Annotated in this window: 20 tRNA genes and 1 rRNA gene; all 21 read left to right on the top strand. The window is 51.5% G+C overall.

The window, feature by feature from the left end:
* The first annotated feature begins 260 nt into the window (after positions 1-260).
* A 5S ribosomal RNA gene (rrf, locus tag ACFO0S_RS00335) occupies positions 261-376 on the top strand.
* A 3-nt stretch (positions 377-379) separates the two neighbouring features.
* A tRNA-Val gene (locus ACFO0S_RS00330) sits at positions 380-455 on the top strand.
* Positions 456-591: 136 nt separating this feature from the next.
* Positions 592-667: transfer RNA gene (locus ACFO0S_RS00325), tRNA-Thr, on the top strand.
* Positions 668-673: 6 nt separating this feature from the next.
* Positions 674-749 (top strand) — tRNA-Lys (locus ACFO0S_RS00320).
* A gap of 14 nt (positions 750-763) precedes the next feature.
* Positions 764-848: transfer RNA gene (locus tag ACFO0S_RS00315), tRNA-Leu, on the top strand.
* Between the two features lie 10 nt (positions 849-858).
* A tRNA-Gly gene (locus tag ACFO0S_RS00310) sits at positions 859-933 on the top strand.
* A 26-nt stretch (positions 934-959) separates the two neighbouring features.
* A tRNA-Leu gene (locus ACFO0S_RS00305) sits at positions 960-1,048 on the top strand.
* Positions 1,049-1,067: 19 nt separating this feature from the next.
* A tRNA-Arg gene (locus ACFO0S_RS00300) sits at positions 1,068-1,144 on the top strand.
* 5 nt (positions 1,145-1,149) lie between these two features.
* Positions 1,150-1,226, top strand: a tRNA-Pro gene (locus ACFO0S_RS00295).
* Between the two features lie 82 nt (positions 1,227-1,308).
* Positions 1,309-1,384: transfer RNA gene (locus tag ACFO0S_RS00290), tRNA-Ala, on the top strand.
* Between the two features lie 21 nt (positions 1,385-1,405).
* A tRNA-Met gene (locus ACFO0S_RS00285) sits at positions 1,406-1,479 on the top strand.
* Between the two features lie 6 nt (positions 1,480-1,485).
* Positions 1,486-1,562, top strand: a tRNA-Ile gene (locus tag ACFO0S_RS00280).
* Between the two features lie 15 nt (positions 1,563-1,577).
* Positions 1,578-1,670: transfer RNA gene (locus ACFO0S_RS00275), tRNA-Ser, on the top strand.
* Between the two features lie 145 nt (positions 1,671-1,815).
* Positions 1,816-1,892, top strand: a tRNA-Met gene (locus ACFO0S_RS00270).
* 1 nt (position 1,893) lies between these two features.
* Positions 1,894-1,969 (top strand) — tRNA-Asp (locus ACFO0S_RS00265).
* Positions 1,970-1,993: 24 nt separating this feature from the next.
* Positions 1,994-2,069: transfer RNA gene (locus ACFO0S_RS00260), tRNA-Phe, on the top strand.
* A 3-nt stretch (positions 2,070-2,072) separates the two neighbouring features.
* Positions 2,073-2,146 (top strand) — tRNA-Gly (locus tag ACFO0S_RS00255).
* Positions 2,147-2,151: 5 nt separating this feature from the next.
* Positions 2,152-2,228: transfer RNA gene (locus ACFO0S_RS00250), tRNA-Ile, on the top strand.
* 6 nt (positions 2,229-2,234) lie between these two features.
* Positions 2,235-2,310 (top strand) — tRNA-Asn (locus ACFO0S_RS00245).
* A gap of 4 nt (positions 2,311-2,314) precedes the next feature.
* Positions 2,315-2,405, top strand: a tRNA-Ser gene (locus ACFO0S_RS00240).
* An 8-nt stretch (positions 2,406-2,413) separates the two neighbouring features.
* Positions 2,414-2,485, top strand: a tRNA-Glu gene (locus ACFO0S_RS00235).
* Positions 2,486-2,598 lie beyond the last annotated feature (113 nt).

Here is a 2,598-nt window from a genome sequence, read left to right as displayed (position 1 = left end):
TTAGATGTGGAGTGACCTACGCCAGAAATTCCGAGAAGATCGGGCGTGCACAGAGAGGCGTCCTTTGCCTCATTGGGTGCGACAGATCTTGGAGTGTATTTCTAGGTCACGCAACTCGATTCCATCGGGATCAGTCTACATCGACAAACAAAATCAATGAAGTTCTATCCAGTTTTGAGAGAACAAATAAATTATCAAATCTACTTGCCAAACGGCACAGAATTGGTATAATAAAACTTGTCTTTCAAATGAATACATAGTCTAGTGACGATAGCGAAGAGGTCACACCCGTTCCCATACCGAACACGGAAGTTAAGCTCTTCAGCGCCGATGGTAGTTGGGGGTCTCCCCCTGTGAGAGTAGGACGTCGCTAGGCAATGGAGGATTAGCTCAGCTGGGAGAGCACCTGCCTTACAAGCAGGGGGTCGGCGGTTCGATCCCGTCATCCTCCACCATTTATTTATAAAGTGTAATAGCCTGCTCCAGAAAATCCGAGAAAATCAGGCGTGCACAAAGAGGCGCCCTTTGCCTCATTGGGTGCGACAGATTTTAGAGTGAGTTTCTAGGCTATGAAACTGGAATCTACACCGTGCCGGTGTAGCTCAACTGGTAGAGCAACTGACTTGTAATCAGTAGGTTGAGGGTTCAAGTCCTTTCGCCGGCACCACTTTGAGAGCCATTAGCTCAGTTGGTAGAGCATCTGACTTTTAATCAGAGGGTCGAAGGTTCGAGTCCTTCATGGCTCACCATTTATTATGAATATGCGGGTGTGGCGGAACTGGCAGACGCACTAGACTTAGGATCTAGCGCCGCAAGGCGTGGGGGTTCGACTCCCTTCACCCGCACCATTTTCATAAAGCGGAAGTAGTTCAGTGGTAGAACACCACCTTGCCAAGGTGGGGGTCGCGAGTTCGAACCTCGTCTTCCGCTCCATTATTTTTTTGCCTTTTTACACCCTTGCCGGGGTGGCGGAACTGGCAGACGCACAGGACTTAAAATCCTGCGGTAGGTGACTACCGTACCGGTTCGATTCCGGTCCTCGGCACCACTTTTCAACTAGATAGTATGCGCCCGTAGCTCAATTGGATAGAGCGTCTGACTACGGATCAGAAGGTTGTGGGTTCGACTCCTGCCGGGCGCGCCATAATACGAGAAGTAGCTCAGCTTGGTAGAGCACTTGGTTTGGGACCAAGGGGTCGCAGGTTCGAATCCTGTCTTCTCGACCATTTATACTTTTCATCCTACTCAGAGGTTTCAAGATACGAGCAGTTCGAGGAAGAATTGCGATGCGTATTGTAAGCCGAACATGGGGCCTTAGCTCAGCTGGGAGAGCGCCTGCCTTGCACGCAGGAGGTCAGCGGTTCGATCCCGCTAGGCTCCACCAATTTAACTTTATACTTATTATGGCGGCCTAGCTCAGCTGGCTAGAGCGTACGGTTCATACCCGTGAGGTCGGGGGTTCGATCCCCTCGGCCGCCATCTTAAGGACCTTTAGCTCAGTTGGTTAGAGCAGACGGCTCATAACCGTCCGGTCGCAGGTTCGAGTCCTGCAAGGTCCACCAGTATAATCATACAGCGGAGGTATACCCAAGTCCGGCTGAAGGGATCGGTCTTGAAAACCGACAGGCGAGTCAAATCGCGCGGGGGTTCGAATCCCTCTACCTCCTCCATTTCTTTATAAAGTGAAACATCCTGATCCAGAAAGTCCGAATCAATCAGGCGTGCACAAAAAAGGCGTTCTTTGCCTTGTTGGGTGCGACAGATTGAAGAGTGGGTTTCTAGGATGTGTAACTAGAGTCAACTAAATACTATTGTCGCGGGGTGGAGCAGCTCGGTAGCTCGTCGGGCTCATAACCCGAAGGTCGCAGGTTCAAATCCTGCCCCCGCAACCAAGGTCCCGTGGTGTAGCGGTTAACATGCCTGCCTGTCACGCAGGAGATCGCGGGTTCGATTCCCGTCGGGACCGCCATTTTTTAAAACAGAATACATAATCGGCTCAGTAGCTCAGTTGGTAGAGCAAAGGACTGAAAATCCTTGTGTCGGCGGTTCGATTCCGTCCTGAGCCACCATTTGCGGGTGTAGTTTAGTGGTAAAACCCCAGCCTTCCAAGCTGGTGATGAGGGTTCGATTCCCTTCACCCGCTCCAACAATGGGCCTATAGCTCAGCTGGTTAGAGCGCACGCCTGATAAGCGTGAGGTCGATGGTTCGAGTCCATTTAGGCCCACCATGTTATTCCGAAGTAGCTCAGTTGGTAGAGCATCCGGCTGTTAACCGGCAGGTCGCAGGTTCGAGTCCTGCCTTCGGAGCCATTATGGGGAAGTACTCAAGTGGCTGAAGAGGCGCCCCTGCTAAGGGTGTAGGTCGGGCAACCGGCGCGAGGGTTCAAATCCCTCCTTCTCCGCCATATGGATTGGCCCCTTGGTCAAGCGGTTAAGACACCGCCCTTTCACGGCGGTAACACGGGTTCGAATCCCGTAGGGGTCATCAGAAAACACTCTCTTCTTTCGAGAAGAGAGTGTTTTTTTCTTTTTGTAATCTGAATACCCCCTGCAATGCAGGGGGTTCCTGAGAGCTTTCAGCTATGGACAAAAAAATCC

The organism is Chryseomicrobium palamuruense, from assembly GCF_042649045.1.
In the GTDB taxonomy this organism is placed as follows: domain Bacteria; phylum Bacillota; class Bacilli; order Bacillales_A; family Planococcaceae; genus Chryseomicrobium; species Chryseomicrobium palamuruense.
Note: the sequence above shows the minus strand (reverse complement) of the source record. Positions and strands in the feature narration are given on the sequence as shown.